Raw genomic sequence first — 25,781 nt, 5'->3', positions numbered from 1 at the left:
TATTATTTACCGCATGGTAGTGCAGCGTAAACAGACTTATTCGTCGTCGCGCTTACCAAAACCTGCGTTCAACAGTTCAGCCATGTTAGCAGAAGCTTCATCGGCACTCACCTGAGGTACGACAGGAGCTTCACTCGCCTGACGTCGGCGCATACGATCCTGATGGTACGCATAACCCGTACCCGCTGGGATCAAACGACCCACGATGACGTTCTCTTTCAAGCCACGCAGTTCATCACGTTTACCAGCAACAGCAGCTTCGGTAAGTACGCGAGTGGTTTCCTGGAACGATGCTGCAGAGATGAAGGACTCGGTCGCCAGAGATGCTTTGGTGATACCCAGCAGATCGCGGCTGAACGTTGCCGTGATCTTGCCATCCGCTTCCAACTTGCGGTTGGCAATCTTGATGCGAGACATTTCTGCCTGTTCGCCTTCCAGGAACTCCGTACTACCCGCGCTAACGATGGTGCCTTTACGCAACATCTGACGAACGATAACCTCAATGTGTTTATCGTTAATCTTAACGCCTTGCAGACGGTAAACTTCCTGAACTTCGTTGGTGATATAACGCGTTACTGCATGTACACCACGCAGACGCAGGATATCGTGCGGAGACTCTGGGCCGTCGGAAACAACGTCACCACGTTCCACAACTTCACCTTCGAACACGTTGAGCTGACGCCATTTCGGAATCATCTCTTCGTAAGCATCGCTACCATCCAACGGAGAAATCACCAGACGGCGCTTGCCTTTGGTTTCTTTACCGAAGGAAATGATGCCGCTGATCTCTGCCAGAATCGCCGGTTCTTTCGGGCGACGAGCTTCGAACAGGTCGGCTACGCGTGGCAGACCACCGGTAATATCCTTGGTACCGCTGGATTCCTGAGGGAGACGCGCCAATGTATCACCGGCACCAATCTGCACTCCATCTTCCAACTGAACAATCGTTTTACCCGGCAGGAAGTATTGAGCAGGCATATCGGTACCTGGGATCAGTACATCTTGACCCTTGGCATCAACGATTTTCAGTGCCGGACGCAGATCTTTACCACTACCGGTACGCTCTGCGCTATCCAGAACCACGATAGAAGACAAACCAGTCAGGTCATCGGTCTGGCGGGTAATGGTCTGACCGTCAATCATATCAGCAAAACGGATAAAACCGCTCACTTCGGTCACCACAGGCATGGTGTGCGGATCCCAGTTTGCGACAGTTTCGCCACCGCTAACGTCAGAGCCGTCACCTTTCGCCATCACCGCACCGTAAGGCACTTTATAGCTTTCTTTAGTACGTCCGAATTCGTCGATCAGCTTCAGTTCGGTATTACGTGAAGTAATAACCAGTTTACCGTTACCGTTCATAACGAACTTCACGTTGTTCAGTTTCAGGCTACCTTTGTTTTTCACCTGAATGCTGGACTCAGCAGCCGCACGCGATGCCGCACCACCGATGTGGAACGTACGCATGGTTAGCTGTGTACCCGGTTCACCGATGGACTGTGCCGCGATAACCCCGATGGCCTCACCTTTGTTGATGATATGACCACGAGCCAGGTCGCGACCGTAGCAATTGGCGCAGACGCCAAAGTCGGTTTGGCAGCTTACCACTGAACGCACTTTAACGACGTCAACAGAGTTCTCTTCCAACATGTCACACCACTGCTCGTTCAGCAGCGTGTTACGTGGAACCAGAATATCCGCGGTACCCGGTTTGATCACGTCTTCAGCCGTTACACGGCCCAGTACGCGTTCACGCAGTGGCTCTTTAACATCACCACCCTCGATAACCGGCGTCATCATGATACCTTCATGGGTACCACAATCGTCCTCGGTCACAACCAGATCCTGCGCAACGTCAACCAGACGACGAGTCAGGTAACCGGAGTTTGCCGTTTTCAGTGCGGTATCCGCCAGACCTTTACGCGCACCGTGCGTCGAGATGAAGTACTGGAGTACGTTCAAACCTTCACGGAAGTTTGCGGTAATCGGCGTCTCGATGATGGAACCATCTGGTTTCGCCATCAGACCACGCATACCCGCCAACTGACGAATCTGTGCTGCGGAACCACGCGCACCGGAGTCAGCCATCATAAAGATGCTGTTGAAAGAAACCTGCTGCTCAACCACGCCATCACGGTTAACCACATCCTCAACGGACAGGTTTTCCATCATCGCTTTCGCAACACGTTCATTCGCCGCTGCCCAGATATCGATCACTTTGTTATAGCGTTCGCCCGCGGTAACCAGACCAGACTGGAACTGCTCCTGAATCTCGGCAACTTCGGTTTCTGCTTCTTCGATAATCTCGGCTTTTTTCGCCGGGATAACCATGTCATCGATACCTACGGAAGCACCAGAGCGCGCCGCGTAAGCAAAACCGGTATACATAGTCTGGTCAGCGAAGATAACCGTCGGCTTCAGACCCAAAATGCGGTAACAGGTGTTAAGCATTTTGGAGATCGCTTTCTTGCCCAGAGGCTGGTTAACGATCGAGAACGGCAGACCTTTCGGTACGATCATCCACAAGATGGCGCGACCGATAGTCGTATCAATAATCGACGTCTGATGCGTAACATCGCCTTCGATACTCTTGATCTCTTCCGTAATACGCACTTTAACGCGCGCATGCAGAGAGGCCAGACCGGCACGATAAACGCGTTCTGCTTCTTTCGGACCCGTGAGCACCATGCCTTCGCCTTTGGCGTTAACACAGTCACGCGTCATGTAATACAGACCCAATACCACGTCCTGAGAAGGAACGATGATTGGCTCACCATTCGCAGGGGACAGGATGTTGTTGGTCGACATCATCAACGCACGCGCTTCCAACTGGGCTTCCAGCGTCAGCGGTACGTGTACAGCCATCTGGTCACCATCGAAGTCGGCGTTATAGGCCGCACAAACCAGCGGGTGCAGCTGGATCGCTTTACCTTCGATCAGCACTGGCTCAAATGCCTGGATACCCAAACGGTGCAGTGTTGGTGCACGGTTCAGCAGTACCGGGTGTTCGCGGATGACTTCGTCCAGGATATCCCATACGACGGCTTCTTCACGCTCAACCATTTTCTTGGCGGCTTTAATGGTGGTAGCAAGACCACGCAGTTCCAGCTTGCCGTAGATGAACGGTTTGAACAGTTCCAGCGCCATTTTCTTCGGCAGACCGCACTGGTGCAGACGCAGGTATGGACCAACGGTGATAACGGAACGACCGGAGTAGTCAACACGCTTACCGAGCAGGTTCTGACGGAAACGACCCTGTTTACCTTTGATCATATCGGCCAAAGATTTCAGAGGACGCTTGTTAGAACCGGTGATCGCACGACCGCGACGGCCGTTATCCAGCAAGGCATCAACCGCTTCCTGCAACATACGTTTTTCGTTACGTACTATGATATCCGGCGCAGCCAGATCCAACAGACGTTTCAGACGGTTGTTACGGTTGATCACACGACGATACAGATCGTTCAGATCGGAAGTCGCGAAACGACCGCCATCCAGCGGAACCAATGGACGCAGATCTGGCGGCAGTACCGGCAGAACGGTCAGGATCATCCACTCTGGCTTGTTGCCAGACTGTACGAACGCTTCCAGCAGCTTAATACGCTTGGTCAGCTTTTTACGTTTGGTTTCGGAGTTGGTTTCGGTCAGCTCTTCACGCAGCTGCTCGCATTCCTGCTCCAGATCCATATTCTTCAGCAGAGCCTGAATCGCTTCGGCGCCCATTTTCGCGTCGAATTCATCACCAAACTCTTCCAGCGCATCCAGATACTGCTCTTCAGTCAGGATCTGGCGGCGCTCAAGGTTGGTCATCCCACCTTCAACCACGACATAAGATTCAAAATAAAGCACACGCTCAATATCACGCAGCGGCATATCTAACAGCAAACCGATACGGGAAGGCAGTGACTTCAGGAACCAGATGTGCGCAGTCGGGGAAGCCAGCTCGATGTGGCCCATACGCTCACGGCGTACTTTAGTCTGGGTCACTTCAACGCCGCACTTCTCACAAATAACACCACGGTGTTTCAGGCGCTTATACTTACCGCACAAGCACTCATAGTCTTTTACTGGCCCAAAGATACGGGCGCAGAAAAGGCCGTCACGCTCAGGTTTGAACGTACGGTAGTTGATGGTTTCTGGCTTTTTAACTTCACCAAAAGACCACGAACGGATCATGTCTGGCGAGGCCAGAGCAATTTTGATCGCATCAAACTCTTCGGTCTTAGTTTGCGCTTTCAGAAACTTTAATAAGTCTTTCACGGATTGGCTCCTGTCGGAGTTAGACCTGATAGACACCTGAACTATGCTGTTCAAAACAACATGGCTGTTAAAAACAACATTGCCGTTAAAACAGCGTTCAGGTGTCCCTATGACGAATGCCAGCAATACAACGGGCTGGAATTACTTTTCTTCCAGCTCGATGTTGATACCCAGCGAGCGGATTTCTTTCAACAATACGTTGAAGGATTCCGGCATGCCTGGCTCCATCTGATGATTGCCATCCACGATGTTCTTATACATCTTGGTACGGCCGTTCACGTCATCAGACTTAACAGTCAACATTTCTTGCAGGGTATAAGCCGCACCATAAGCTTCCAGCGCCCACACTTCCATCTCACCGAAGCGTTGACCACCGAACTGCGCCTTACCACCCAGCGGCTGCTGAGTAACCAGGCTATAAGAACCGGTGGAACGGGCATGCATCTTATCGTCAACCAAGTGGTTCAGTTTCAGCATGTACATGTAGCCCACGGTAACCTGACGCTCAAATTGCTCACCGGTACGTCCATCGTACAGGGTAATCTGACCGGAGGTAGGGATACCGCCCATCTGCAACAGTTCCTTGATTTCTTTCTCTTTTGCACCGTCGAATACCGGCGTTGCAATTGGCATACCTTTTTTCAGGTTTTCAGCCAGACGCATAACTTCTTCGTCGGAGAAAGTGCTCAGGTCAACTTTTTGACGCAAATCGTCGCCCAGATCGTAGGCTCTCTGGATAAACTCACGCAGTTTAGTCACTTCTTCATGCTGCTTAAGCATGGCGTTGATCTTCTCGCCGATACCTTTTGCAGCCATACCCAAGTGGGTTTCCAGAATCTGACCAATGTTCATACGTGAAGGTACACCCAGCGGGTTCAGTACGATATCGACCGGCGTACCGTTCTCATCGTAAGGCATATCTTCGATCGGGTTGATCTTGGAGATAACACCTTTGTTCCCGTGACGACCAGCCATCTTGTCACCCGGTTGGATCTGACGCTTAACAGCCAGATAAACCTTAACGATTTTCAGCACACCTGGTGCCAGATCATCGCCCTGAGTGATTTTACGGCGCTTAGCTTCGAGTTTTTTCTCAAACTCGTGCTTCAGCTCATCATACTGTTCTGCCAACTGTTCCAACTGATTCTGTTTATCTTCGTCAGTCAGGCCCAGTTCCAACCAACGCTCGCGCGGCAGTTTGTCCAGTTTGTCAGCTTCAACGCCGCCAGAAACCAGCACAGCGTGGATACGTCCAAACAGGCCCGCTTCCAGAATCTGCAACTCTTCAGTCAGGTCCTTCTTCGCCTGCTTCAGCTGCATTTCTTCGATTTCCAACGCACGTTTGTCTTTTTCCACGCCGTCGCGGGTAAAGACTTGTACGTCGATAATCGTACCGGAAACACCGTTTGGTACACGCAGAGAAGAGTCTTTAACGTCGGACGCTTTCTCACCGAAGATCGCACGCAGCAGCTTCTCTTCTGGCGTCAGTTGGGTTTCACCTTTCGGCGTTACCTTACCAACCAGAATGTCACCACCGGTTACTTCAGCACCGATGTAAACGATGCCGGACTCATCCAGTTTGGAAAGTGCTGCTTCACCCACGTTCGGGATGTCCGCAGTAATTTCTTCCGGCCCTAACTTGGTGTCACGAGAGACACAGGCCAGTTCCTGAATGTGGATGGTCGTAAAGCGATCTTCCTGAACCACACGCTCGGAAACGAGGATGGAGTCTTCGAAGTTGTAACCATTCCATGGCATGAATGCCACGCGCATATTCTGACCCAGCGCCAGTTCACCCAGATCGGTGGACGGGCCATCGGCCAGAACATCACCACGTTCTACAGGTTCACCCAGCGACACACACGGCATCTGGCTGATGCAGGTGTTCTGGTTAGAACGGGTATATTTGGTCAGGTTATAGATGTCGATCCCGGCTTCGCCCGGATACATTTCATCGTCATTAACGCGGATTACAATACGAGATGCATCCACGTACTGTACTGTACCACCACGTTTGGCTACGGCAGTTACACCGGAGTCAACCGCAACAGCGCGTTCCATACCTGTACCAACCAGCGGCTTATCAGCGCGTAAGGTCGGAACGGCTTGACGTTGCATGTTCGCACCCATCAGGGCACGGTTGGCGTCATCGTGTTCCAGGAACGGAATCAGGGACGCACCGACGGAAACTATCTGCTGTGTGGAAACGTCCATATATTCAACCTGATCACGGCTGAACAAGCTGGACTCCCCTTTGTTACGGCAGGTAACCAGTTCGTCGATGAAGCGGCCTTCTTCGTCTAAATTGGTGTTTGCCTGTGCGATAACGAAGTTACCTTCCTCAATCGCAGACAGGTAATGAATCTCATCCGTAACCACGTTTTCACGCACGCGACGATATGGGGTTTCAAGGAAACCGTATTCGTTAGTTTGCGCATAAACGGACAGGGAGTTGATCAGACCGATGTTCGGACCTTCCGGCGTTTCGATAGGACAAACACGACCATAGTGAGTCGGGTGTACGTCACGAACTTCAAAGCCAGCACGTTCACGCGTCAGACCACCTGGGCCCAATGCAGAGATACGACGTTTATGCGTAATCTCGGACAGTGGGTTGTTCTGGTCCATAAACTGTGACAGTTGGCTCGAACCGAAGAACTCTTTCACGGCAGCCGAAATCGGCTTGGCGTTAATCATGTCCTGTGGCATCAGCGTATCGAGGTCACCCAGAGACAGGCGCTCTTTTACGGCACGTTCTACACGCACCAGACCAACGCGGAATTGGTTTTCTGCCATTTCGCCGACGGAACGGATGCGACGGTTGCCGAGGTGGTCGATATCATCCACTTCGCCTTTACCGTTACGGATATCAATGAGCTTCTTCATCACTTCGATGATGTCATCTTTGCTCAGGATACCGGAACCTTCGATCTCATCGCGTAGCAGAGAACGGTTGAACTTCATACGGCCAACCGCAGACAAGTCGTAGCGGTCTTCAGAGAAGAACAGGTTCTCGAACAGCGTTTCTGCAGCTTCACGCGTTGGCGGTTCACCAGGACGCATCATGCGATAGATTTCAACCAGCGCGCTCAGACGATCGCTTGACGGATCGACGCGCACGGTTTCAGACATGTATGCACCGTGATCAAGATCGTTGGTGAACAGGGTCTCAATACGCTTGTGACCAGACTGGCTCAGTTTAGCCAGCAGGTCCAGCGACAGCTCCATGTTGGCTGCGCCGATCAGCTCGCCAGTGCTCTCGTCGATATAATCTTTGGACAGCACTTTTCCAGCGATATATTCAACAGGCACTTCAATGCGCTCAATGCTGTCTTTCTCTAACTGACGAATATGACGTGCAGTGATGCGGCGACCTTTTTCGATATAAACTTTACCGTTCGCTTCAATATCAAACGACGCAGTTTCACCACGCAAGCGTTCAGGAACCAGATCCATCTGCAATTTATTGCCATTGATTTCATAGACAATTTTATCGAAGAAAAGATCGAGAATCTGTGCGGTGGAGTAACCCAGTGCGCGCAGGATAATGGTCGCAGGCAATTTGCGACGACGGTCGATACGGACAAACAGGTTATCCTTCGGATCAAACTCGAAATCCAGCCAGGAACCACGGTAAGGAATAATACGTGCGTTATACAGCACCTTACCTGAAGAGTGGGTTTTACCTTTGTCGCTATCGAAGAACACACCTGGACTACGGTGCAACTGAGACACGATTACACGCTCAGTACCGTTGATCACGAAGGTACCGTTATCGGTCATGAGCGGAATTTCGCCCATGTAAACTTCTTGTTCTTTGATGTCTTTAACGGTGCCTTCAGGCGCTTCACGCTCGTAGATCACCAGACGCAGTTTCACGCGTAGCGGTGCAGAGAACGTCACACCACGGATCTGACATTCTTTAACGTCAAATACCGGTTCGCCCAAGCGATAGCTAACATATTGCAGCTCTGAATTACCGCTATAGCTCTTTATGGGGAAAACAGAACGGAATGCAGCTTCCAAACCGTGCTGACCTTCCGGGTCTTGCTCGATAAACTTCTGGAACGAGTCAAGTTGGATAGAAAGGAGATAAGGTATGTCCAAAACTTGTGGACGTTTACCAAAATCCTTACGAATACGTTTTTTCTCGGTATAGGAGTAAACCATAGGGTTCCTCAGCTAGCTGACAAGTCGAACCACTCTGTCTGTCCTAACAAGGACAGTTCATGCAACACTATTTATGTTGGTCGGAAAATAGAGAACTTTCCGTAATACGTCTTTCTATTACTCTTAAACCATTTCGTTGCTCTTGCTTAGGCAAGCGCCCTATTGCTGGAAAGCAGTATATTAAGTCGTCAATAGAAAAAAATATTTGGGGAAATCAATGGCTAAACAGTGTGAAATCCCATTGATGCCCTACAGCGCAAAAAGGCTGGTGACTAAAAAGTCACCAGCCATCAGCCTAATAAATCAGGCTGCAACCTGAAAGGTTGGCTTATTTAACTTCAACTTCTGCGCCAGCTTCTTCCAGAGATTTCTTCAGTGATTCAGCGTCATCTTTGCTCACGCCTTCTTTCATAACTGCTGGAGCAGATTCAACCAGATCTTTGGCTTCTTTCAGGCCCAGACCAGTTGCGCTACGAACAGCTTTGATTACAGCAACTTTGTTAGCGCCGATAGCTTTCAGCACAACATCGAACTCAGTTTTTTCTTCAGCAACTTCAGCTGGGCCAGCAGCAACAGCTACAGCAGCAGCAGCAGAAACACCGAATTTTTCTTCCATAGCGGAAATCAGTTCAACAACATCCATTACAGACATAGCCGCTACTGCTTCCAGAATTTGATCTTTAGTGATAGACATGACAATTGTTCCTAAGAATCAGAAATAGTTTATACGTTAGCAAGTGCGATAGAAAAGAAAGCGCTATTAAGCCGCTTCTTTTGCATCGCGAACAGCAGCCAGAGTGCGGACCAGTTTGCCGGCAGCGGCTTCTTTCATGGTCGACATCAGACGTGCCAGTGCTTCTTCGTAAGTCGGCAGCGTTGCCAGACGGTCAATTTGAGCCGCCGGGATCAGCTCGCCTTCAAAGGCTGCAGCTTTGACCTCAAATTTTGCATTCGCTTTCGCGAAATCTTTGAACAGACGAGCAGCAGCGCCCGGGTGTTCCATAGAATATGCAATCAGGGTCGGACCAACAAACGTGTCTTTCAGGCATTCAAATTGAGTACCTTCAACGACGCGGCGCAGCAGGGTGTTACGAACAACACGCATGTAAACGCCAGCTTCACGACCCGCTTTACGCAGTTCAGTCATTTTATCAACGGTAACGCCACGGGAATCCGCAACAACCGCAGACAGCGCACCTTTGGCCACTTCGCTGACTTCAGCAACAATCGCTTGTTTGTCTTGAAGATTTAATGCCATTAGCTTTTGCTCCTGGATTTAGCCGGAAAAACTCTCCGGAACTCACTTCACTTATCGCCAAAATTAGAGATAAGCGTTGAAACACGGTGAGCAGAATCCAGTAAAAAATTATTCTTTATAAAAAAGAAAAACGTTATTTAGGCTCTGTCACCGTCTACGCAGGAAAATTAAGTTTCTTACGAAACACCTGCGGTCTTGGACGGAGGCCTGGATAGGCCAGGCTCCAACCGAATAATTCTTGCGTCATCCCACTCGAAGAACAACGGGCGTAAAATTATAGGTAAATCCCACACCCGAGTAAAGCGGAACAAAAGCTATTAGTTAGCAACAGCGTTCAAGCCGCTCTGGTCGATAGAAACACCAGCGCCCATAGTGGTGGACAGACTAACTTTCTTGATGTACACACCTTTTGCCTGAGATGGTTTTGCTTTTTTCAGCGCAACCAGCAAGGACTCAAGGTTTTCTTTCAATTTGTCAGAATCGAAATCAACCTTACCGATAGTGGTATGGATGATGCCGTTCTTGTCGTTACGGTAACGAACCTGACCTGCTTTAGCATTATTAACTGCTTCAGCAACGTTAGGTGTTACAGTACCCACTTTCGGGTTTGGCATCAGGCCGCGCGGCCCGAGCAGTTGGCCCAATTGGCCTACAACGCGCATTGCATCTGGAGAAGCAATAACAACGTCAAAGCCCATTTCGCCTTTCTTGATCTGATCAGCCAGATCTTCCATGCCCACAAATTCAGCGCCAGCAGCTTTAGCAGCTTCAGCGTTTGCACCTTGGGTGAAGACAGCGACACGAACAGAACGACCGGTACCATGAGGCAGAACGGTTGCACCACGAACGTTTTGGTCAGATTTACGTGCATCGATGCCGAGGTTAACAGCTACGTCTACACTTTCTACAAACTTAGCAGTGGCCAGCTCTTTGAGCAGAGCAACAGCTTCGTTGATGTCATACTGTTTAGTTACATCAACTTTGTCACGGATCACGCGCATGCGCTTGGTCAGCTTAGCCATTTATTAATCCTCCACTACCAGGCCCATGGAACGAGCAGTACCTGCTATAGAGCGCACCATGGCGTCTACATCAGAACCAGTCATGTCCGCAGCTTTAGTTTCTGCGATTTCACGAACCTGAGCGCTCGTTACTTTACCTACTTTGTCTTTGTTCGGCTTGCCGGAACCAGACTTGATACCAGCAGCTTTCTTCAGCAGAACTGCTGCTGGAGGCGTTTTGGTAACGAAGGTGAAAGAACGGTCAGAATAAACGGTAATAACAACCGGAGTCGGCAGGCCCTTCTCAATGCTTTCAGTTTTAGCATTGAACGCCTTACAGAATTCCATGATGTTAACACCTTGCTGACCCAGAGCCGGACCTACTGGTGGGCTCGGGTTAGCCATACCAGCTGCAACTTGCAGCTTGACATAGGCTTGTACTTTCTTGGCCATTTAACTTTCCTCGATTGGGTAATAGCGCCTAGTAAAAGGCTCCCCGTGGTTTGTATTACGCTTCAGACGCCGTTAAGGCCACTGAAAAACAAAAGGCGCGAAATTATAGGTTAATTTCGCGCCATAGGCAAGTAGCTATTTTCAGCAAGTCTTGTCAGAAAATTAGCCTTTTTCGACCTGAGCAAAGTCCAATTCAACAGGTGTCGCACGACCAAATATAGAAACAGACACCTTCAGGCGGCTTTTCTCATAGTCGACTTCTTCGACAACACCGTTAAAGTCGGCAAACGGACCGTCGTTAACGCGAACCATTTCACCTGGTTCAAACAGCGTTTTCGGACGAGGCTTATCACCAACCTGCTGGAGACGATTCATAATCGCATCCACTTCTTTGTCACTGATCGGTGCAGGACGGTCAGATGTACCACCAATGAACCCCATAACACGAGGAACACTGCGCACAAGATGCCAGCTAGCATCTTCCATAACCATCTGTACCAAGACATAACCAGGGAAAAACTTGCGCTCGCTCTTGCGGCGCTGACCACCACGGATCTCAACTACTTCTTCAGTAGGAACCATGACTTCGCCAAACAGTTCTTCCATGTTATGGAGTTTGATGTGCTCACGCAGCGATTGTGCTACGCGGCCTTCAAAACCAGAAAACGCCTGAACGACGTACCAACGTTTTTTTGGAGCTTCAGACATCTTAGAACCTCAGGCCAGTGATAAACGATACCAGACGGACCAGAATACCATCCAGCCCCCACAAAATCAGCGACATCACGGCAGTCACCGCGGCAACGATTAACGTGGTGTGTAACGTTTCCTGACGAGTCGGCCAAATTACTTTGCGTACTTCAGTACGCGCTTCGCGAGCAAACGCTACGGTTGCTTTGCCTTTCGTGGTCAGCAGTGCCACACCACCGGCTGCGGCGATCAGGATAACAACGGCCAATGCACGCAGAGGAAGACTAAATTCGCGGTAATAATAATTGCCAACAATCGCAACGACCAGCAAGGCACCTACTACTAGCCACTTAATCACTTCCAGGCTACGCCCACTATCCTGAGCTTCGGTATTCGCACTCATAAACCAACCTGTCACAATGATTCAGACAAATAACTTTGCCCCGCAACTACGGAGCAACCAAACCGAAAGATGTTCTGTAAAACGAATAATTCGGTATTTACGCCGTGTCTACAGAGCCTATCTCACCAATGATTATATCTCACAATCGCTGATGAGATAGGTTCTACCATGACAGCGTAGAAAAAGGGCATCAAATGATGCCCTTTTATCGCGTGTCGCGTCAAACGTTATCAGCGATTAAGCGATAACTTTAGCAACAACGCCCGCGCCTACAGTACGGCCGCCTTCACGGATTGCGAAACGCAAACCGTCGTCCATCGCGATTGGGTGGATCAGGGTTACAACCATTTTGATGTTGTCGCCCGGCATTACCATCTCTACGCCTTCTGGCAGTTCGATAGTACCCGTTACGTCAGTGGTACGGAAATAGAACTGAGGGCGGTAGCCTTTGAAGAACGGAGTATGACGGCCGCCTTCATCTTTGCTCAGGATGTACACTTCTGATTCGAACTGGGTGTGCGGCTTGATTGAACCCGGTTTGGCCAGTACCTGACCACGCTCGATTTCTTCACGCTTGATACCACGCAGCAGGACACCAACGTTCTCGCCTGCACGACCTTCGTCCAGCAGCTTACGGAACATTTCAACGCCGGTACAGGTTGATTTCACGGTATCTTTGATACCAACGATTTCAACTTCTTCACCAACTTTAACAATACCGCGCTCTACACGACCGGTAACAACGGTACCACGACCGGAGATGGAGAATACATCTTCGATTGGCAGCAGGAACGGCTTATCAATCGCACGCTCTGGTTCTGGAATATAAGAATCCAGGTAACCGGCCAGTTCGATGATTTTTGCTTCCCACTCAGCTTCGCCTTCCAGCGCTTTCAGTGCAGAACCACGAATAACCGGGATGTCGTCGCCTGGGAAATCGTACTGAGACAGCAGCTCACGCACTTCCATCTCAACCAGTTCCAGCAGCTCTTCGTCATCAACCATGTCGCATTTGTTCATGAATACGATCATGAAAGGAACGCCAACCTGGCGACCCAGCAGGATGTGCTCACGGGTCTGAGGCATTGGGCCATCAGTCGCAGCAACAACCAGGATCGCGCCATCCATCTGAGCAGCACCGGTGATCATGTTTTTCACATAGTCGGCGTGTCCTGGGCAGTCAACGTGCGCATAGTGGCGAGCCGGGGTATCGTATTCAACGTGAGAGGTGTTGATGGTGATACCACGTGCTTTTTCTTCCGGTGCGTTATCGATCTGGTCGAATGCACGCGCGCTGCCACCGTAGGTTTTAGCCAGAACGGTAGTTATTGCAGCGGTAAGCGTTGTTTTACCATGGTCAACGTGGCCGATAGTACCGACGTTAACGTGCGGTTTTGTACGTTCAAATTTTTCTTTAGACATCGATTGTCCCTCTAAGACACGGATAAATCGGTGGTATCACCACATCAACCAAGCGATAGCTTGCTGAATTTATTCACAGAAAGAAAATCAGGAGGAGGAAAAGGAAGTGGTGCTGATAGGCAGATTCGAACTGCCGACCTCACCCTTACCAAGGGTGCGCTCTACCAACTGAGCTATATCAGCACATCTTGGAGCGGGCAGTGGGAATCGAACCCACATCATCAGCTTGGAAGGCTGAGGTAATAGCCATTATACGATGCCCGCATCCTGGAACTCGGCTACCTAATTTTTCTGTAGATTTTGAAGTTGGGGAATAAGATTTATAGACCCCGCCTTCGTCGATCCGGCTTAGGCTTGCTACCGTATCGAATATCCTGCTGCCAGGATTGAATTTGGTGGTGGGGGAAGGATTCGAACCTTCGAAGTCTGTGACGGCAGATTTACAGTCTGCTCCCTTTGGCCGCTCGGGAACCCCACCTGATTGTGTACTTGATGGTGCCGGCTACCGGAATCGAACTGGTGACCTACTGATTACAAGTCAGTTGCTCTACCTACTGAGCTAAGCCGGCTTCAAGTGCTGCGCATTCTAGGTAGACAGAACGCTCGATGCAACAAAAAAATTGCGTAAAATGCGCTATCGCTTAGATTTTATCCAAATTAACCCATAAATCTAGAGTAGCAGCAAGAATTAGCACAAAGAACCACCAGATTTATCCAACAAAATGAAGATTTCACTATTGAACCTGCCCCATTCCTCTTGCCCAAAAATACATTTCTTGCCCTTTAGAAGAGCAGGCTCTGCACTGACAGATGCTATTTTGCTCGTTTCTCTAAGAAAATAGACTTGGAATAAATTTTGCGTGCTAGAAACAAATTTATGTCGAACGGGCAAAACGTGATGAAAACAATTCAACTCAATGCGGCAACCTTACCTCTCTATCGTGAAGAGCTGGCCAATCTACTGATAGATGCTGTAGAAAAAGGCGCTTCTGTTGGAAAAAAGTGCGTTTTTCCAACAGAAGGGGCTACTCTATTTAGATTCTTAAGCAGGATCCTCAGCAGAGGTATTCTACCGTGCCTTGGGATATCGCCATCTTGGAGAATGACCAAACTATGCCTGCACACCTGATGGTCATTACCACCCGACGGCATCTATTATAAGCGCCTCCTTGCAGTGAATAGTTTAGGTAAAGCAATCACCAGCTAGCGGGCCCTCTCGGTACAAACGCAGAAGCATCCATCACAGAACCGATTTTCTCTTCTTATTTCTATCCGCAAAGTGTTAACCTGCCCATTATCAAAAATTTATTACACAAGAGAAGGTGTTGCGATCATTGCGTTGGCTAAGCTAATAGCCCGCTTTCTCGCTGGGCTAAGAGTCCCTTTTCTTACCTGTTAAGCAGGCAGAACACGACTTATGAGCAATAGAGATCAATCATTGGCCACGCCATATCTACAATTTAACCGCAGCCAATGGGCCGCCTTGCGCGATTCTGTCCCGTTAACGCTGACAGAAGAAGAGATCGTTAAGCTCAAAGGGATCAACGAGGATCTTTCATTAGACGAGGTCGCAGAAATTTATCTACCGTTATCTCGCCTGCTCAATTTTTATATCAACTCTAACTTACGCCGTCAGGCTGTACTTGAGCAGTTCTTAGGAACTGATGGCCAAAAGATACCTTATATAATAGGTATTGCAGGTAGTGTCGCAGTAGGAAAAAGTACCACTGCCCGTGTACTTCAAGCATTATTGAGCCGCTGGCCAGAACATCGTAGTGTAGAACTAATTACAACTGATGGATTTCTTCATCCAAATAAGGTACTAAAAGAACGTGATTTGATGAAGAAAAAAGGCTTCCCGCAATCATATGATATGCATAGCCTAGTGAAATTTGTTTCGGATATAAAATCGGGAACACATCAAGTCACCGCCCCAACGTATTCGCACTTAACATACGACATCGTTCCTAATAATAATAAAGTGTTGGAGCAACCTGATATTTTAATATTAGAAGGCTTAAACGTCCTACAAAGTGGTATGGACTATCCACATGATCCACATAGAGTTTTTGTTTCTGACTTTGTGGATTTTTCTATCTATGTCGATGCCCCTGAAACATTGCTACAACCATGGTATATAAATCGCTTTTTAAAATTCAGGCAAGGTGCATTCTCAAATCCAAATTCGTATTTTCATAATTATGCAAAATTGACGGAAGAAGAAGCTGTCGGCATCGCATCTCAATTATGGAAGGAAATTAACGGGCTTAATTTAAAAGAAAACATCCTACCCACAAGGGAAAGGGCCAGCCTTATTATGACTAAAAGCGCTAACCATGCGGTTGAGTGTGTTCGATTAAGAAAATAAATATATGAAAATGGGCACCCCCCATTTTCATACACCACGCAGAGAAATTTCGCCACCAATATATGACGTTATCAGGCCGTCATTTTCTAATAACAATGCACCTTGGCTATCTATTCCACGGTCAACTCCATATATCTCGCGGTTGCCGATAATCAAACGAACTGGGCGGTTAAAATAATTATCCAATCTTTCCCATCTGGAAATGAATGGTTCAAGGCCTTCTAGTTCAAAGACAGCTAAAGCACCTCTTAATTCAGAAATGAGGGTTGAAGCCAGTGTATTGCGATTAATGTCTATGCCCGCTTCTTGTAAATTTATCCAGCCTTGATTAATAGTATCTGGAGCTGGCTCTCTCATTTGTAAATTTATACCCGCTCCAATTACCAAATTAGCAGCATCACCTGTTTTCCCGGTAAGCTCGACAAGAATACCGGCTAATTTTCGATCCTTTAGGTATAAGTCATTGGGCCATTTGACCCGCACACCGTCAGCACCAAGCTTATGTAACACCTCAGCCATTACGATACCGATTACCAGACTGACTCCAACAGCCGCTGCAGGTCCCTGCTCTAGGCGCCAATATAAGGACAAATATAAATTCGCACCAAAGGGTGAAAACCATTGTCGGCCCCGACGACCACGGCCAGATTGCTGATATTCGGCAAGACAAGCATCACCGGAGGATAACGTGTCCAGTCGTTCTAAAATGTACTGATTAGTAGAATCAACAACAGGTAAAACCGTCACTCCGCCTTCTGGTAAGTGCTTAAGGATTATTTCCTCATCTAATAACTGCATAGTAACGGGTAAAGAATAACCTTTACCCGTTACGGTAAATACGTCAATTCCCCAGTCACGTATAGTTTGAATATGTTTATTAATTGCAGCTCGACTCATCCCCATCATTTCACCCAGTACTTCACCGGAATAAAAATCACCATCCGAGAGAATCTTAATTAATTTAAGAGGAACCGTAATATCTTTCATGATAATACCTCGATAGCATTGACCTCGCCATGCGCAGCAATAAAACGGACTTCAGGTTCCAGCTGTATAGAGAACTTTGCAGCGACCTGATTGCGGACATAACGAGCTAATTCGACAATATCTGAACCTTTTGCATTACTTTTATTGATCAGAACTAATGCCTGTTGCTCGTGAACAGCAGCACCACCGAGTTGAAATCCTTTAAGCTTGCACTGATCAATTAACCATCCAGCTGCCAATTTAACATTCCCGTCAGCTTGTAAATACTGGGGCATATTTGGGTACTCTCGTAAAATACTGTCAGCATGCTGTTTTGTAACTATCGGATTTTTGAAAAAGCTACCTGCATTACCTGTCACGACAGGATCAGGGAGCTTGCTTCGGCGCATATGACATACAGAATCAAATACCTGCTGTGGCGTAACTGTCGCAGGATTCAATTTTGCCAAATCACCGTAGTTCAGTACCGGATTCCACTCTTTTTTTAAAAAAATCCCCACTGCGGTAATTGCAAACCCATAACGATATTGATGCTTAAATATACTTTCACGGTAACCGAATTGGCATTCTTCAGTGGTAAGATGTATAGTTTTACCTTCGGTCAGATCCAATAACTCAACATAATCACAGACATGTTGTAATTCGATACCATACGCACCAATATTCTGTATAGGTGCAGACCCCACACATCCGGGAATTAGCGCCAAATTTTCTAACCCAGTAATTCCACATTTAAGCGTATATTCAACTAATTGATGCCAATTTTCACCAGCGCCAACATGAAGATACCAGCCATCGCTTTCTTCGCGAATATCTATGCCTTTAAGCCGATTTAGCAGAATTGTGCCTAAAAAATCTTCCAGAAAAAGAACATTACTCCCTTCCCCTAGCAATAAAACTGGCTCTTGTGATGCACTGGCGACGCGCCACTCTTCAATCAATTTATCCTGAGTATCCGCAACCTTAATACAAGATGCAGAAACAGATAATGAGAAAGAGTTATGAGACCTCAAGGAAATAACGCTTGGCGCCATAATAGAAATACCGACTAATTTAGATATCACACAGTCTACCTGATCTACGCAAGATACCGATGGCCTTTTGCCACCGGAGATGCATCAATAATCCCTCGCCCCAAATGCCCCACAGCAAAAAGCCCCCGTCTTTCGACAGGGGCTTTCCACATGTTTGATGCCTGGCAGTTCCCTACTCTCACATGGGGAGACCCCACACTACCATCGGCGCTACGGCGTTTCACTTCTGAGTTCGGCATGGGGTCAGGTGGGACCACCGCGCTATCGCCGCCAGGCAAATTCTGTTTCATTCCAACCGTTACACTTCACTTTTCTTGTGTCGTATAACCATCAGAACCAATCTTTGAACAAGCTGAATATCGTTTTATATGAGTCACCCACAAAACACCTTCGGTGTTGTAAGGTTAAGCCTCTCGGGTCATTAGTACTGGTTAGCTCAACGTATCGCTACGCTTACACACCCAGCCTATCTACGTCGTAGTCTTCAACGGCCCTTCAGGGGCATCTAGTGCCCAGGGAAGACTCATCTCGAGGCAAGTTTCCCGCTTAGATGCTTTCAGCGGTTATCTCTTCCGCACTTAGCTACCGGGCAATGCAATTGGCATCACAACCCGAACACCAGTGGTGCGTTCACTCCGGTCCTCTCGTACTAGGAGCAACCCCTCTCAATCTTCCAACGCCCACGGCAGATAGGGACCGAACTGTCTCACGACGTTCTAAACCCAGCTCGCGTACCACTTTAAATGGCGAACAGCCATACCCTTGGGACCTACTTCAGCCCCAGGATGTGATGAGCCGACATCGAGGTGCCAAACACCGCCGTCGATATGAACTCTTGGGCGGTATCAGCCTGTTATCCCCGGAGTACCTTTTATCCGTTGAGCGATGGCCCTTCCATTCAGAACCACCGGATCACTAAGACCTGCTTTCGCACCTGCTCGAGCTGTCACTCTCGCAGTCAAGCTAGCTTATGCCTTTGCACTAACCTCCTGATGTCCGACCAGGATTAGCTAACCTTCGTGCTCCTCCGTTACTCTTTGGGAGGAGACCGCCCCAGTCAAACTACCCACCAGACACTGTCCGCAACCCGGATCACGGGCCTACGTTAGAACATCAAACATTAAAGGGTGGTATTTCAAGGTTGGCTCCACAAGAACTGGCGTCCTCGCTTCAAAGCCTCCCACCTATCCTACACATCAAGGCTCAAGGTTCAGTGTCAAGCTATAGTAAAGGTTCACGGGGTCTTTCCGTCTTGCCGCGGGTACACTGCATCTTCACAGCGAGTTCAATTTCACTGAGTCTCGGGTGGAGACAGCCTGGCCATCATTACGCCATTCGTGCAGGTCGGAACTTACCCGACAAGGAATTTCGCTACCTTAGGACCGTTATAGTTACGGCCGCCGTTTACCGGGGCTTCGATCAAGAGCTTCGCCTTGCGGCTGACCCCATCAATTAACCTTCCGGCACCGGGCAGGCGTCACACCGTATACGTCCACTTTCGTGTTTGCACAGTGCTGTGTTTTTATTAAACAGTTGCAGCCAGCTGGTATCTGCGACTCCCGTCAGCTCCGTCCGCAAGGGACTTCACCGACAGGAGCGTGCCTTCTCCCGAAGTTACGGCACCATTTTGCCTAGTTCCTTCACCCGAGTTCTCTCAAGCGCCTGAGTATTCTCTACCTGACCACCTGTGTCGGTTTGGGGTACGATTTGATGTTACCTGGAGCTTAGAGGCTTTTCCTGGAAGCGTAGCATTGGTTACTTCATCACCGTAGTGACTCGTCATCACGCCTCAGTGTTAATAATGACCCGGATTTACCTAAGTCATCCACCTTCACGCTTAAACCGGGACAACCGTCGCCCGGATAACCTAGCTTTCTCCGTCCCCCCTTCGCAGTAACACCGAGTACAGGAATATTAACCTGTTTCCCATCGACTACGCTTTTCAGCCTCGCCTTAGGGGTCGACTCACCCTGCCCCGATTAACGTTGGACAGGAACCCTTGGTCTTCCGGCGTGCGGGTTTTTCACCCGCATTATCGTTACTTATGTCAGCATTCGCACTTCTGATACCTCCAGCAACCCTCACAGGTCACCTTCGACGGCTTACAGAACGCTCCCCTACCCAACAACACCTAAGTGTCGCTGCCGCAGCTTCGGTGCATGGTTTAGCCCCGTTACATCTTCCGCGCAGGCCGACTCGACCAGTGAGCTATTACGCTTTCTTTAAATGATGGCTGCTTCTAAGCCAACATCCTGGCTGTCTGTGCCTTCCCACATCGTTTCCCACTTAACCATGACTTTGGGACCTTAGCTGGCGGTCTGGGTTGTTTCCCTCTTCACGACGAACGTTAGCACCCGCCGTGTGTCTCCCGTGATAACATTCTTCGGTATTCGTAGTTTGCATCGGGTTGGTAAGTCGGGATGACCCCCTAGCCGAAACAGTGCTCTACCCCCGAAGATGAGTTCACGAGGCGCTACCTAAATAGCTTTCGGGGAGAACCAGCTATCTCCCGGTTTGATTGGCCTTTCACCCCCAGCCACAAGTCATCCGCTAATTTTTCAACATTAGTCGGTTCGGTCCTCCAGTTAGTGTTACCCAACCTTCAACCTGCCCATGGCTAGATCACCGGGTTTCGGGTCTATACCCTGCAACTTAACGCCCAGTTAAGACTCGGTTTCCCTGCGGCTCCCCTATTCGGTTAACCTTGCTACAGAATATAAGTCGCTGACCCATTATACAAAAGGTACGCAGTCACCCTGATTAATCAAGGCTCCCACTGCTTGTACGTACACGGTTTCAGGTTCTATTTCACTCCCCTCGCCGGGGTTCTTTTCGCCTTTCCCTCACGGTACTGGTTCACTATCGGTCAGTCAGGAGTATTTAGCCTTGGAGGATGGTCCCCCCATATTCAGACAGGATGTCACGTGTCCCGCCCTACTCATCGAACTCACAATCTGTGCATTTTTGTGTACGGGACTATCACCCTTTACTGTGCGACTTTCCAGACGCTTCCACTAACACACAAACTGATTCAGGTTCTGGGCTCCTCCCCGTTCGCTCGCCGCTACTAGGGGAATCTCGGTTGATTTCTTTTCCTCGGGGTACTGAGATGTTTCAGTTCCCCCGGTTCGCCTCATTACGCTATGTATTCACGTAATGATAATGTGTCGAAACACATTGGGTTTCCCCATTCGGGTATCGTCGGGTATAACGCTTCATATCAGCTTACCGACGCTTATCGCAGATTAGCACGCCCTTCATCGCCTCTGACTGCCTAGGCATCCACCGTGTACGCTTAGTCGCTTAACCTCACAACCCGAAGATGTTTCTTTCGATTCATCCTCGCGCTGCGATTATTTGAGAGACTCATTGACATGCTGATTCATCACGACCCGCCCGAAGGCAGTCATGCATGTTCAGCTGTCATGTTTCAATTTTCAGCTTGTTCCAGATTGTTAAAGAGCAAAATACTTCGCAGCATACTGTTTCCAATACGCTCTGAAGTCTTTTTTAATGGTGGAGCTATGCGGGATCGAACCGCAGACCTCCTGCGTGCAAAGCAGGCGCTCTCCCAGCTGAGCTATAGCCCCATCTCTACTTACAGTTACCTTAGATACCACTCATGGAAGAGTTGGTAGGCCTGAGTGGACTTGAACCACCGACCTCACCCTTATCAGGGGTGCGCTCTAACCACCTGAGCTACAAGCCTATTAAGGTATTTCTGCTCGTTATTTTCATCAGACAATCTGTGTGAGCACTTCACTTAACACACATCTTTATTGGTAAGGAGGTGATCCAACCGCAGGTTCCCCTACGGTTACCTTGTTACGACTTCACCCCAGTCATGAATCACAAAGTGGTAAGCGCCCTCCCGAAGGTTAAGCTACCTACTTCTTTTGCAACCCACTCCCATGGTGTGACGGGCGGTGTGTACAAGGCCCGGGAACGTATTCACCGTAGCATTCTGATCTACGATTACTAGCGATTCCGACTTCATGGAGTCGAGTTGCAGACTCCAATCCGGACTACGACGTACTTTATGAGGTCCGCTGGCTCTCGCGAGTTCGCTTCTCTTTGTATACGCCATTGTAGCACGTGTGTAGCCCTACTCGTAAGGGCCATGATGACTTGACGTCATCCCCACCTTCCTCCGGTTTATCACCGGCAGTCTCCTTTGAGTTCCCGCCATTACGCGCTGGCAACAAAGGATAAGGGTTGCGCTCGTTGCGGGACTTAACCCAACATTTCACAACACGAGCTGACGACAGCCATGCAGCACCTGTCTCAGAGTTCCCGAAGGCACTAAGGCATCTCTGCCAAATTCTCTGGATGTCAAGAGTAGGTAAGGTTCTTCGCGTTGCATCGAATTAAACCACATGCTCCACCGCTTGTGCGGGCCCCCGTCAATTCATTTGAGTTTTAACCTTGCGGCCGTACTCCCCAGGCGGTCGACTTAACGCGTTAGCTCCGGAAGCCACGCCTCAAGGGCACAACCTCCAAGTCGACATCGTTTACAGCGTGGACTACCAGGGTATCTAATCCTGTTTGCTCCCCACGCTTTCGCACCTGAGCGTCAGTCTTTGTCCAGGGGGCCGCCTTCGCCACCGGTATTCCTCCAGATCTCTACGCATTTCACCGCTACACCTGGAATTCTACCCCCCTCTACAAGACTCTAGCCTGTCAGTTTTGAATGCAGTTCCCAGGTTAAGCCCGGGGATTTCACATCCAACTTAACAGACCGCCTGCGTGCGCTTTACGCCCAGTCATTCCGATTAACGCTTGCACCCTCCGTATTACCGCGGCTGCTGGCACGGAGTTAGCCGGTGCTTCTTCTGCGGGTAACGTCAATCAGCAAGGTTATTAACCTTACTGCCTTCCTCCCCGCTGAAAGTGCTTTACAACCCGAAGGCCTTCTTCACACACGCGGCATGGCTGCATCAGGCTTGCGCCCATTGTGCAATATTCCCCACTGCTGCCTCCCGTAGGAGTCTGGACCGTGTCTCAGTTCCAGTGTGGCTGGTCATCCTCTCAGACCAGCTAGGGATCGTCGCCTAGGTGGGCCATTACCCCGCCTACTAGCTAATCCCATCTGGGCACATCTGATGGCAAGAGGCCCGAAGGTCCCCCTCTTTGGTCCGAAGACGTTATGCGGTATTAGCTACCGTTTCCAGTAGTTATCCCCCTCCATCAGGCAGTTTCCCAGACATTACTCACCCGTCCGCCGCTCGTCACCCAAAGAGCAAGCTCTTCTGTGCTACCGCTCGACTTGCATGTGTTAGGCCTGCCGCCAGCGTTCAATCTGAGCCATGATCAAACTCTTCAATTTAAGATTTGTTTGATTTGCTGAACTCGTCAGCGATGCTCAAAGAATTAAAACTGTTTATTCGTAATGAATTTCACTGTTGTTCACTCTTCAAGACTTTTTATATCGTTTAAGATACGGTCTTGTGAGTGCCCACACAGATTGTCTGATTATATTGTTAAAGAGCAGTGCCACGTCTTCCGTGGCGCGGGCCGCATATATTATGCTTTTCCGCTGTGAAGTCAAGTCATTACTGACTGCCTTCGTTGAATCTTTTCTCTGTCACCACAACCGCGTGTCGCTGTTGCCGTGTCAGTGGATGCGCATTATAGGGACTTCTCGCCCGCTGACAAGCGCTAAATGCAAAATAATTATCGAGTGGAGATTTCTTCAGCAAAGCGCAGTAAAAGACAGCGTTATGCCGGATTTTTCGCCGCTAATTGCGCGAAATCCTGTGCAAAACGGGCAACCTGCTGCCAGTCCGTATATTCAACTTCTTTACTGCTATCCGTTTCGCCGCCCGTCATACGCATAATTAGCTGAATCATTACCCGATCAAACCAACGATAACGCGGATAACGCAAAGCACCCGCGAACACACAGCACAAATCCGGCTGCCAAGGGGAATTCAGCAGGAACTTACGCGTATAGGCATTGGTTTGTATTGTGCGCTTTTCTGGTTTACGTGCGGTGAGGTTAACTGAGAAGAATGCGCTAGGCAGTTGTCGCAGAGAAGCCAGATGCTTATGGATAAATTGATTTACCGCTGGATGAAAGCGCCCGTACCGAATCGACGCCCCAATAAGCACCTGATCGTATTGGCCCAGATCGATATCATTCGCATTGAGTACGTTAACAACATCACACTCCAGCGTTCCTTTCAGCGTATTCGCAATATAGGAGGCAATCGCTCTTGTTTGCCCATCCCGACTCGAAAACACGATCAAAGCTTTCATTGTTCTTTATCCTTATTGGTACTATTCCCGCCAGAAGGTTGGCGTAAACAGCACTAAAAGCGTGAAGACTTCCAAACGACCAAACAGCATTGTCAGTATCAGAATCCATTTCGCCGTATCATTCATCGACGTAAAATTCTCAGCGACAACACCCAGCCCCGGCCCCAGATTATTCAATGTGGCAGCGACCGCAGCAAACGCGGAGAAATCATCAACGCCTGTCGCAATGACGGCCAGCATGCTGACAATAAAAACCAGTGCATACGCGGAAAAGAATCCCCATACAGCTTCAAGAATGCGCTCCGGTAACGCTCGGTGGCCCAACTTAATTGTGTAAACTGCATTCGGATGCACTAAACGCTTGAGCTCACGCGACCCTTGCAGGAAAAGTAGCAGGATACGAATCACTTTCAAGCCGCCGCCAGTTGACCCCGCACATCCGCCAATAAACGCGGAACACAGAAGCAAAACCGGCAGAAAAAGTGGCCACGATGCAATGCTATCCGTCGTAAACCCTGCCGTTGTCGCCATAGAGACAACCTGGAAGAATGCCTGGTTGATCGTCTGCATACCGCTGTCATAAACATGGTGGAACCACAGGACAATCGTACACACGGCCACCAGCGACAGTTGAACAAAAATGAACATGCGAAATTCTGGGTCACGCCAGTATACCTTCAGGCTGCGGCCGCTCAGCAGGGCAAAGTGCAAACCAAAGTTACAGCCGGAAATCAGCAAGAATATCGCGATGATGGTGTTAATCGTTGGGCTGTTGAAGTAGCCGATACTGGCATCGTGGGTAGAGAAACCTCCGACTGACACCGTAGAGAAACTGTGCCCAATTGCATCAAATACTGGCATTCCCGCCAGCCAAAGCGCAACAGCACAAGCAATAGTAAGTAAGAGATAAATCAGCCACAGCGTTTTCGCCGTATCGGCAATACGCGGGCGCATTTTGTTTTCCTTCAGCGGCCCCGGCATCTCTGCGCGATACAACTGCATCCCACCGACGCCAAGAATCGGTAGGATAGCAACGGCGAGAACGATGATCCCCATCCCACCAAACCATTGCAGCATTTGTCGATAAAACAGGATGGCTTTAGGCAATGAATCCAGCCCGACCAGCGTGGTCGCTCCCGTTGTCGTTAACCCAGAGAACGATTCGAAAAAAGCATCCGTTACGCCCAGATTAGGGTGTTCCGCAAACAGGAAAGGCAGAGCCCCAACGCTTCCCAGTACCGTCCAGAAGAGGACAACGATTAGGAATCCTTCACGAGATTTCAGTTCATGCTTCTGCTTGCGGTTTGGTAGCCACAGCATGATGCCAATTGCCAGCGCGACAATAAATGTCTGCGTAAACGCACGGCCTGCGCCATCGCGGTAAATTAACGCCACCAGGCCGGGAATAACCATCGTTCCGGAAAAAAGGATAACCAACTGGCCGACAATACGGGTTATGGCGCGCAAGTGCATCGCA

Annotated in this window: 14 protein-coding genes, 6 tRNA genes and 3 rRNA genes; 1 reads left to right on the top strand and 22 read right to left on the bottom strand. The window is 49.3% G+C overall.

Annotation, left to right across the window (positions count from 1 at the left end):
• Window positions 1-36 precede the first annotated feature (36 nt).
• The 13 genes from rpoC to GZ59_RS01130 form a co-directional block, all read right to left on the bottom strand.
• The gene (gene rpoC / locus GZ59_RS01190; RefSeq protein WP_011091861.1) at window positions 37-4,260 is read right to left on the bottom strand and encodes a DNA-directed RNA polymerase subunit beta'; all 4,224 of its coding nucleotides are present in this window, start codon (window positions 4,258-4,260) and stop codon (window positions 37-39) included.
• A gap of 141 nt (window positions 4,261-4,401) precedes the next feature.
• Window positions 4,402-8,430: a DNA-directed RNA polymerase subunit beta gene (gene rpoB, locus GZ59_RS01185; RefSeq protein ID WP_011091860.1), complete on the bottom strand. Its 4,029-nt coding sequence runs from the start codon at window positions 8,428-8,430 to the stop codon at window positions 4,402-4,404.
• A 328-nt stretch (window positions 8,431-8,758) separates the two neighbouring features.
• Window positions 8,759-9,124, bottom strand: coding sequence for a 50S ribosomal protein L7/L12 (gene rplL / locus GZ59_RS01180; protein ID WP_011091859.1), 366 nt, complete (start codon window positions 9,122-9,124; stop codon window positions 8,759-8,761).
• A gap of 66 nt (window positions 9,125-9,190) precedes the next feature.
• The gene (gene rplJ, locus GZ59_RS01175) at window positions 9,191-9,688 is read right to left on the bottom strand and encodes a 50S ribosomal protein L10 (RefSeq protein WP_011091858.1); all 498 of its coding nucleotides are present in this window, start codon (window positions 9,686-9,688) and stop codon (window positions 9,191-9,193) included.
• Window positions 9,689-10,005: 317 nt separating this feature from the next.
• Window positions 10,006-10,710 carry a 50S ribosomal protein L1 gene (gene rplA / locus GZ59_RS01170; protein WP_011091857.1) on the bottom strand — a complete coding sequence of 235 codons (705 nt, stop codon included), beginning with the start codon at window positions 10,708-10,710 and terminating at the stop codon, window positions 10,006-10,008.
• 3 nt (window positions 10,711-10,713) lie between these two features.
• A complete protein-coding gene (rplK, locus tag GZ59_RS01165) occupies window positions 10,714-11,142 on the bottom strand; it encodes a 50S ribosomal protein L11 (protein ID WP_011091856.1) in 429 nt (142 codons plus the stop codon).
• A gap of 162 nt (window positions 11,143-11,304) precedes the next feature.
• On the bottom strand, window positions 11,305-11,850 hold the full coding sequence (gene nusG, locus GZ59_RS01160; protein WP_005970339.1) for a transcription termination/antitermination protein NusG: 546 nt from the start codon (window positions 11,848-11,850) through the stop codon (window positions 11,305-11,307).
• A 1-nt stretch (window position 11,851) separates the two neighbouring features.
• A complete protein-coding gene (gene secE / locus GZ59_RS01155) occupies window positions 11,852-12,235 on the bottom strand; it encodes a preprotein translocase subunit SecE (protein WP_011091855.1) in 384 nt (127 codons plus the stop codon).
• 237 nt (window positions 12,236-12,472) lie between these two features.
• Window positions 12,473-13,657, bottom strand: a complete 1,185-nt coding sequence (tuf, locus tag GZ59_RS01150) for an elongation factor Tu (protein ID WP_011091854.1) — start codon at window positions 13,655-13,657, stop codon at window positions 12,473-12,475.
• A gap of 107 nt (window positions 13,658-13,764) precedes the next feature.
• Window positions 13,765-13,840: transfer RNA gene (locus tag GZ59_RS01145), tRNA-Thr, on the bottom strand.
• A 6-nt stretch (window positions 13,841-13,846) separates the two neighbouring features.
• Window positions 13,847-13,921: transfer RNA gene (locus GZ59_RS01140), tRNA-Gly, on the bottom strand.
• 129 nt (window positions 13,922-14,050) lie between these two features.
• Window positions 14,051-14,135 (bottom strand) — tRNA-Tyr (locus GZ59_RS01135).
• 15 nt (window positions 14,136-14,150) lie between these two features.
• A tRNA-Thr gene (locus tag GZ59_RS01130) sits at window positions 14,151-14,226 on the bottom strand.
• Window positions 14,227-15,074: 848 nt separating this feature from the next.
• Between GZ59_RS01130 and coaA the strand changes: the two genes are divergently transcribed.
• Window positions 15,075-16,025 carry a type I pantothenate kinase gene (gene coaA / locus GZ59_RS01125; RefSeq protein ID WP_011091853.1) on the top strand — a complete coding sequence of 317 codons (951 nt, stop codon included), beginning with the start codon at window positions 15,075-15,077 and terminating at the stop codon, window positions 16,023-16,025.
• A 27-nt stretch (window positions 16,026-16,052) separates the two neighbouring features.
• On the opposite strand, the gene birA is transcribed toward coaA, so the two are convergent.
• From birA to trkH, 9 genes are all read right to left on the bottom strand, one after another.
• Entirely contained in the window at window positions 16,053-17,012 is a 960-nt protein-coding gene (gene birA, locus GZ59_RS01120) for a bifunctional biotin--[acetyl-CoA-carboxylase] ligase/biotin operon repressor BirA (RefSeq protein WP_011091852.1), read from the bottom strand.
• Window positions 17,009-18,046: a UDP-N-acetylmuramate dehydrogenase gene (gene murB, locus GZ59_RS01115; protein ID WP_011091851.1), complete on the bottom strand. Its 1,038-nt coding sequence runs from the start codon at window positions 18,044-18,046 to the stop codon at window positions 17,009-17,011. The genes birA and murB overlap by 4 nt, the downstream gene beginning before the upstream one ends.
• Before the next feature lie 159 nt (window positions 18,047-18,205).
• A 5S ribosomal RNA gene (gene rrf / locus GZ59_RS01110) occupies window positions 18,206-18,321 on the bottom strand.
• Window positions 18,322-18,446: 125 nt separating this feature from the next.
• Window positions 18,447-21,355, bottom strand: a 23S ribosomal RNA gene (locus GZ59_RS01105).
• 205 nt (window positions 21,356-21,560) lie between these two features.
• Window positions 21,561-21,636 (bottom strand) — tRNA-Ala (locus tag GZ59_RS01100).
• Between the two features lie 42 nt (window positions 21,637-21,678).
• A tRNA-Ile gene (locus GZ59_RS01095) sits at window positions 21,679-21,755 on the bottom strand.
• Window positions 21,756-21,829: 74 nt separating this feature from the next.
• Window positions 21,830-23,372 (bottom strand): 16S ribosomal RNA (locus GZ59_RS01090).
• The 16S, 23S and 5S rRNA genes sit together here with 2 tRNA genes alongside, the layout of an rRNA operon.
• 392 nt (window positions 23,373-23,764) lie before the next feature.
• A complete protein-coding gene (hemG, locus tag GZ59_RS01085; RefSeq protein ID WP_039289525.1) occupies window positions 23,765-24,304 on the bottom strand; it encodes a menaquinone-dependent protoporphyrinogen IX dehydrogenase in 540 nt (179 codons plus the stop codon).
• A 21-nt stretch (window positions 24,305-24,325) separates the two neighbouring features.
• Window positions 24,326-25,777, bottom strand: coding sequence for a Trk system potassium transporter TrkH (trkH, locus tag GZ59_RS01080; RefSeq protein ID WP_010298674.1), 1,452 nt, complete (start codon window positions 25,775-25,777; stop codon window positions 24,326-24,328).
• Window positions 25,778-25,781 lie beyond the last annotated feature (4 nt).

It is taken from the genome of Pectobacterium atrosepticum, assembly GCF_000740965.1.
GTDB classification, from domain to species: domain Bacteria; phylum Pseudomonadota; class Gammaproteobacteria; order Enterobacterales; family Enterobacteriaceae; genus Pectobacterium; species Pectobacterium atrosepticum.
The sequence above is the reverse complement of the archived record's forward strand: the minus strand, read 5'-3'. Positions and strand labels throughout refer to the sequence as shown.

Bases quoted from the DNA above. Each gene is read 5' to 3' on its own strand.
- rpoB (WP_011091860.1), bottom strand. From the start codon at position 8,430: ATGGTTTACTCCTATACCGAGAAAAAACGTATTCGTAAGGATTTTGGT.
- rplL (WP_011091859.1), bottom strand. From the start codon at position 9,124: ATGTCTATCACTAAAGATCAAATTCTGGAAGCAGTAGCGGCTATGTCT.
- rplJ (WP_011091858.1), bottom strand. From the start codon at position 9,688: ATGGCATTAAATCTTCAAGACAAACAAGCGATTGTTGCTGAAGTCAGC.
- rplA (WP_011091857.1), bottom strand. From the start codon at position 10,710: ATGGCTAAGCTGACCAAGCGCATGCGCGTGATCCGTGACAAAGTTGAT.
- rplK (WP_011091856.1), bottom strand. From the start codon at position 11,142: ATGGCCAAGAAAGTACAAGCCTATGTCAAGCTGCAAGTTGCAGCTGGT.
- nusG (WP_005970339.1), bottom strand. From the start codon at position 11,850: ATGTCTGAAGCTCCAAAAAAACGTTGGTACGTCGTTCAGGCGTTTTCT.
- secE (WP_011091855.1), bottom strand. From the start codon at position 12,235: ATGAGTGCGAATACCGAAGCTCAGGATAGTGGGCGTAGCCTGGAAGTG.
- tuf (WP_011091854.1), bottom strand. From the start codon at position 13,657: ATGTCTAAAGAAAAATTTGAACGTACAAAACCGCACGTTAACGTCGGT.
- coaA (WP_011091853.1), top strand. From the start codon at position 15,075: ATGAGCAATAGAGATCAATCATTGGCCACGCCATATCTACAATTTAAC.
- birA (WP_011091852.1), bottom strand. From the start codon at position 17,012: ATGAAAGATATTACGGTTCCTCTTAAATTAATTAAGATTCTCTCGGAT.
- murB (WP_011091851.1), bottom strand. From the start codon at position 18,046: ATGGCGCCAAGCGTTATTTCCTTGAGGTCTCATAACTCTTTCTCATTA.
- hemG (WP_039289525.1), bottom strand. From the start codon at position 24,304: ATGAAAGCTTTGATCGTGTTTTCGAGTCGGGATGGGCAAACAAGAGCG.
- trkH (WP_010298674.1), bottom strand. From the start codon at position 25,777: ATGCACTTGCGCGCCATAACCCGTATTGTCGGCCAGTTGGTTATCCTT.